The sequence below is a fragment of the Caballeronia sp. LZ032 genome, assembly GCF_031451315.1.
GTDB lineage: Bacteria > Pseudomonadota > Gammaproteobacteria > Burkholderiales > Burkholderiaceae > Caballeronia.
The window spans coordinates 1-5,691 of record NZ_JARUXP010000017.1 but is presented as its reverse complement, the minus strand read 5'-3'; the positions used below and the strand labels follow the sequence as shown (position 1 = coordinate 5,691).

The window sequence follows — 5,691 nt, the reverse complement described above, 5'->3', positions numbered from 1 at the left end:
ATCGTTTGGGAAACGCACTACAGTGTTGCGGGTGGGATCGATTGGTGCGAAACGCGGAAGGTCGAGCAGGCGATTCGGTTGCAGGGGCAGTACTTCGATGATGAGTCGGGGCTGCATTACAACCGGTACAGATACTTCGATCCCAACACCGGCATCTTTATCTCACAGGACCCGATTGGGCTTGTTGGAGGCCTCAATCCATATCGATACGCACCCAATCCGATCAATTGGATTGATCCGCTGGGATTAACTTGCACTAAAGCATTCAATAAGAGAAATAATATTGCTAAACGGTGGGTTGACAATCTGACTGGGAAGAAGCCGCACGAGGTAGATGCATTCTTGAGGAGCAAAGGCTATACGCCAAGCATTCATAAAACAAGTGCGAATGCAACACCTCATACTCGCTACACCAGAACGACCAGAAATGGAGATGTGGACATATTAGATCATCATCCAGGGGGAGGTATTCATGGTTCGGACTATTGGAAGGTGTATCGGAATGGAGAGGTCCAAGGACGTATTGGTCATGGATCATTTTCGAAATATGACAAAATCTATGACAGCCCGGTCTATGTAAATGGTGTGCTAATGAACTCCAAGATAGAGGTAACATGAAACTAAATAATTTGGCGATTCCAGGGAAGTCAATGGCGGGAATAAGCTTGAGAAATGACGTTGATATCGTTGCTGCGTCGCTGGCCGAGAGTTACAAGATTGAGAAGGAGAATGGGGTTCTGTCGATAAGTGATGGAATGCTTCTGGTTGGTTACAATTCGGACAATCGAATCTATGCGATTGAGTGCAATCAAGCACTCGATATTGTCTACGCGAACAAACTGTGGGCGGGTATGTCGGTGCGGGACGTGTTAAAGCATTCAAGTACGCAGGTAGCGTTGGGCGGATGTGTCGTAGTTGACAACATAAACGGAATAGGCCTCCCTTTGCCTAGCGATTTTGATGATTTTGAATGCATCACGGACTATCTGAGTCAAGACTATGTATTTGAGCGTCTTTCTGTGTTTTTATTCTAAGAATTTGTATCTGTTTGCGCCTAACATTTTTGGGTGGATTGATCCGCTTGGACTTGCGGTTGGTCCTAGCAGTGTCGAGGAAATGGCCGAAGAGTGGGCCAGCCAGATTAACAAGAATTCTGTCAATTTTTCGACGCCAATACGGAAGCTCACTTCCATGAAGGGCAGAAGAGCTGTAGTAAAGTAAATAATCACCATGCATTCCCGAAAAGGAGTTAGGATGGATTATTTCGTTTATTTTGCGGAAGAATTCATAAGAAAGAACGTCAAGAACGGTGACTCGGCTTTGCGGCGGGCAAGTGGGAGAAGTTAGCCGGGAAGTTGGGATAGTTGGAGCGAAGTCTGAATCGGTACTTCGATCCGGGCACTGGGCAATTCATTGGTTTTCTTTAACAATTCGGGAATCTGAAGATCAATCATGAAGCACATTTATCCGAAGAATCAGAGGAGTCAGTAATTAGTCGATCCTGAAAAATCGAAGTCCCTTACTGACGGGCTGTTAAGGGCGAAACTGGATTACCGGAATTGCAGGACACGGGATTATTAGAGCGTGCAAGCCTGCAAAATTCGATGAGGTTCGAATGGGTCCGAAAACGCGTGTGACAAAGCGAGACTTCTTCCGCCAGCCGCTGCTTGAGCAGATCAATTTGAAGCATCCATGAAATCCACGATGACCCTTTCCAGTTGCGCTGTGTTTCACCTTTAACCCATTTCCACCCACCCCCCAAACTGCGCAATCTGCCCAATCGGCAACCGCGCGCGCGGCGCCTGCTCACGCTCGGCGAGCGCATCGGGCAACGCTTGAGCATCGCCATGATGCGCCACTGAGATCATGCTCAACACCTCGAATCGCGCCGGCACAGCAAACGCCGCACGGAATGCATCGGCATCAAGCCCGCTCATCGCGTGCGCCGCCAAGCCTTGCGCGCTGGCTTGCAGCAACAGCGCCATCGCGGCCGCGCCGGCATCGTAGCTCGCAGTCGGATTCTCCGCGCCCTTTGACGTCAGCGTATCCGCCAGCACGGCGATCAACACCTGCGCGTGCGTATTCCACGACTGATTGAACGAGATCAGCGTCCCGAAGGCGCGCTCAAATGCATCGCGATCAAAAGCCTTTTCAAACACGACGAAGCGCCAAGGCTGCGCGTTGAATGCCGAAGGCGCCCAGCGCGCCGCTTCGAGCAAGCTCATCACCTCGGCATGCCCGACAGGACGATCCGCATACGCTCTTGGACTCCAGCGGTCCGCGATAAGAGGATGAATAGCAGTATCACCCGGTGCGGGACGAGGTGTCATGTTGTGACGTTTTCGATGAATGGCAAAAGGCCGGGACATGACAGTCCCGGCCGCAAGAACCTGCCCCATGTCACTCGGGATGACGGAAGGCGAAGCCCTCGGGCGTCTCGTCGACATAGCCCGCGAAAGGCGCCATGAAATGTCCCGGCAGCAGCAGCGCGCGCTGCTCGCAGGTCTTCTCCAGAATCCGGCGACGCGTTTCGGCGGATTGCTTCTGGTCGATGCAGCCGAAACAGCTCCAGTGCGGATACTTCACCTGGATCGGATGATGCAGGATGTCACCGGTCATCACGGCATGCGCGTCGTTCGACTTCAGCCAGATCGCGACGTGACCCGGCGTATGACCCGGCGCCGGTTCGATGAACAGGCAGTCGGCGATTTCCGCGTAGTCGTCGATCATCATCGCCTGGCCCGCCTCGATCACCGGCAGCACGCTGTCCTTGTAGCCGAGGATATGATGGCCCGTCGATTCCTTCGCGTAACGCGCCGCCCAATAATCGTTCTCGGTCTTCCCGAACACATACTTCGCATTGGGAAAGGTCGGCACCCAGCGGTCGCCCACAAGCCGCGTATTCCAGCCGATGTGATCCGCATGCAGGTGCGTGCACAGCACATAGTCGATCTGCTCGGGCGTCGCACCTGCTTTCGCGAGGCGATCCAGATACGGTGTCTGCAGGTTGCACCAGTCGGGACGGCCGGGCCGCTCCTTGTCGTTGCCGACGCAACCATCGATCAGGATCTTGTGCCGCCCCGTGTCCAGCAACCACGAGTGCATGCTGAGGAGCATGCGGCCCGTGGCGGGATCGTAATGGCCCGGCGCGATCCACGAGAGGTTGTCTTCCACGTCCTGCGGCGTCGCCAGCGGGAAGAACTTGAGAAAGTCGAAGGACTTGTCGACGGTCTCTTCAACCAGCGTAGCCGTTACCTTGCCGATCCTGAAACGAATCACGATGCCTGTTCTCCCGACAGTCCGGTTGCGTGCGGCTGACGCGCCGCGCCTGTATCACGGTGCAGATTCTCTTCCAGCGAAGACAGTTCGACGCCGGCCGCTTCCCGCAGCGGCATGATGCCGAGCACCGAGACCACGGCCGCGAACACGATGTACGCCGCCAGCAGCCAGTAACCGCCCGCCCACATGACGAACAGCGCGGCGAGGATCGGCGTCGGGCCGCTCCAGATCACCGTGGCAAGCTGGTACGCCACCGAGACGCCGCTGTAGCGGATCGCGGCCGGATACTGCTCGCTGATGAGCGCGGGCTGCGCCGACAGCGTGCTGCCGAGGCCGAAGACCATCGCAACCGAAATCGCCGTGACGATCACCGGATAGCTGCCGGTATCGAGCATCCTGAAGAACGGGAAGATGAACGCGCCGAGGAAAATCATGCCGCCCATGTACACCTTCTTGCGGCCGATGCGGTCGGACAGCGCGCCGAAGATCGGCTGCGACAACAGCGTGAAGAAGGAACCGATCATCAGTGCGCGGATCGCGAGCGGCTTCTCGATGTGCAGGTTCTGCGTCAGGTACACCAGCGCATACACGGAGATCACGAAGAAGCTGGTGTTCTCGGCGGCCTGTGCGGCGACGATCTGCAGCGTGCGCTTCTTCTGCGTGGCGAGCACGGTGGCAATCGGCATCTTCTCGGCGGTGTGCGAGCGTTGCAGCTTCTGGAAGCTGGGCGACTCCGACACGCGACGGCGAATGATGATGCCCACCACCACCAGGATGCCGGACAGCAGGAACGGCACGCGCCATCCCCACGAAGCGAACTGCTCGGGCGTGGTGAACGCCGTCGTCAGGGCCATCACGCCGGTCGAGAGGATCAGTGCGGCCGAGATGCCCATCTGCGGCCACGCGCCATAGAAGCCGCGCTTCTTGGCGGGCGAGTGCTCGATCACCATCAGCGTGGCGCCGCCCCATTCGCCGCCCACGGCGAAGCCTTGCAGGAAGCGCAGCGTCGTCAGCAGGATGGGCGCGCCCAGGCCGATGCTTTCATATGTCGGCAACAGGCCGATCAGGAAGGTCACGCCGCCCATCATCACGAGACTCAGGACGAGCATTGCCTTGCGGCCGATCTTGTCGCCATAGTGGCCGAACACGATGCCGCCCACGGGACGCGCGATGAAGCCAATCGCGAAGCTCGCCAGCGCCGCGATGGTGCCGGCTACCGGATCGATGGCGGGGAAGAACAGCTTGTTGAAGACCAGCGCGGCGGCCGATCCGAAGATGAAGAAGTCGTACCACTCAAGCGTTGCGCCGATGGCGCTGGCGAATGAAACTCGCCGGATGTCCGAATCGTTGACCATGATGTCTCCTCTGCGTGTTGCGTATCGTTGGTTTTGTTTGAGTGGCGCTGTCAGACGCCGGGAATTTCGATTGTCAGCAACGGTGCGTGCTGCTGCGCGCCGAAGGTGTCGCGCTCGCCCACACTGCCCTGCGCCCACGAACGCTTCAGCGTCAGCTTGAAGGCGCGCGCCGGGTCGAAGAACATCAAGGTCACGATGTCTTCCTTCTTCACGTTGTACAGCTTGCAGATCAGCGCCTCGGTCAGCACTCCGCTCGCCTTCACGCGTTCGTATAGCGTTGGTTCGTCGAAGATCACGTCGAACGTGATCTCGAACGGACCCGAGTTCTTGCTGCGCACCACCTTCGCCAGTTCGCGCAGCGTCTTGTTTTGTGTCTGCACCGTGCTCATGCGCCCACCTCCACGATCTCAACCGGAAACAGCGACTCCGCCGAGTCGATCTTCATCACGTGATACACCGTGAACTTGCACACCGGACCAATCGGGTTCTCCGGCGGGTTCAGCGGAATCGCGAAGTTGCCCGCTGTGGCCACCTGCCCCGGATACGGCGTGTGCAGCACATCGATACGCACGCTGCTGCAAATCGCATTCGCCAGTTCCTGGTTCGCCGCCGTCACTTCCCCCAGCAAGCCGATCTCGTGCGGCACCGCTTGTGTCTGCGGCTCGAAGCTGCCCATCACGCCGTTCTTGCCGTACACGTGGAAGTTCAGCGTCGCCTCGCCCGAGCGCAACTCCGGATACGTCTCGTGCGCCTGCTGCTTGATGCCTTCGAGGAAGGTGTCGATCTGTTCCACCAGGATCGGATCGCGGATCCCGCCGATGAAGATCGTGCGCATGCCTACCACGCCCGCGCCTTCGAGCTTCACCGTGTAGTCGTCGGCCGGAATGAAGCGGCTGCCACGCACCCGCACTGCCCGCTCCGTGAGCTGCTCGTAGGTCGCCTCGCGCAGATCCAGCACGCCGCCCGGGCCCGTCAGCAAATCCGGACGCGTCTTCTCGTACAGCGTGTGCGCCGCCACCGAAGCCGGCGTGCAGCGCTCGCGCGGGTTCATCGGTTC

Annotated in this window: 6 protein-coding genes and 1 pseudogene; 2 read left to right on the top strand and 5 right to left on the bottom strand. The window is 58.0% G+C overall.

Annotated features, from left to right (window positions below; genetic code table 11):
• Together QCE69_RS38995 and QCE69_RS38990 are read left to right on the top strand one after the other, a co-directional pair.
• Positions 1-618: RHS repeat-associated core domain-containing protein (locus QCE69_RS38995; protein WP_309936107.1), on the top strand; the 618-nt coding region annotated here is incomplete at its 5' end.
• Positions 615-1,034, top strand: a complete 420-nt coding sequence (locus QCE69_RS38990) for a hypothetical protein (protein WP_309936106.1) — start codon at positions 615-617, stop codon at positions 1,032-1,034. The genes QCE69_RS38995 and QCE69_RS38990, both read left to right, overlap by 4 nt.
• Positions 1,035-1,736: 702 nt before the next feature.
• Here the strand turns inward: QCE69_RS38990 and QCE69_RS38985 are convergent.
• The 5 genes and pseudogenes from QCE69_RS38985 to QCE69_RS38965 form a co-directional block, all read right to left on the bottom strand.
• Entirely contained in the window at positions 1,737-2,330 is a 594-nt protein-coding gene (locus QCE69_RS38985) for a nitroreductase family protein (RefSeq protein WP_309936108.1), read from the bottom strand.
• A gap of 70 nt (positions 2,331-2,400) precedes the next feature.
• A complete protein-coding gene (locus tag QCE69_RS38980; protein WP_309927936.1) occupies positions 2,401-3,279 on the bottom strand; it encodes an MBL fold metallo-hydrolase in 879 nt (292 codons plus the stop codon).
• Complete coding sequence (locus QCE69_RS38975; protein ID WP_309927938.1) at positions 3,276-4,634, bottom strand: MFS transporter; 1,359 nt, start codon at positions 4,632-4,634, stop codon at positions 3,276-3,278. The genes QCE69_RS38980 and QCE69_RS38975 overlap by 4 nt, the downstream gene beginning before the upstream one ends.
• Before the next feature lie 50 nt (positions 4,635-4,684).
• Positions 4,685-5,023 carry a DUF4387 domain-containing protein gene (locus QCE69_RS38970; protein ID WP_309936105.1) on the bottom strand — a complete coding sequence of 113 codons (339 nt, stop codon included), beginning with the start codon at positions 5,021-5,023 and terminating at the stop codon, positions 4,685-4,687.
• Positions 5,020-5,691, bottom strand: a pseudogene (locus QCE69_RS38965) (acyclic terpene utilization AtuA family protein); the annotation flags it as partial. The gene QCE69_RS38970 and the pseudogene QCE69_RS38965, both read right to left, overlap by 4 nt.

Excerpts from the sequence above, each read along its gene's own strand:
- QCE69_RS38990 (WP_309936106.1), top strand. The coding sequence starts at position 615 with ATGAAACTAAATAATTTGGCGATTCCAGGGAAGTCAATGGCGGGAATA.
- QCE69_RS38985 (WP_309936108.1), bottom strand. The coding sequence starts at position 2,330 with ATGACACCTCGTCCCGCACCGGGTGATACTGCTATTCATCCTCTTATC.
- QCE69_RS38975 (WP_309927938.1), bottom strand. The coding sequence starts at position 4,634 with ATGGTCAACGATTCGGACATCCGGCGAGTTTCATTCGCCAGCGCCATC.
- QCE69_RS38970 (WP_309936105.1), bottom strand. The coding sequence starts at position 5,023 with ATGAGCACGGTGCAGACACAAAACAAGACGCTGCGCGAACTGGCGAAG.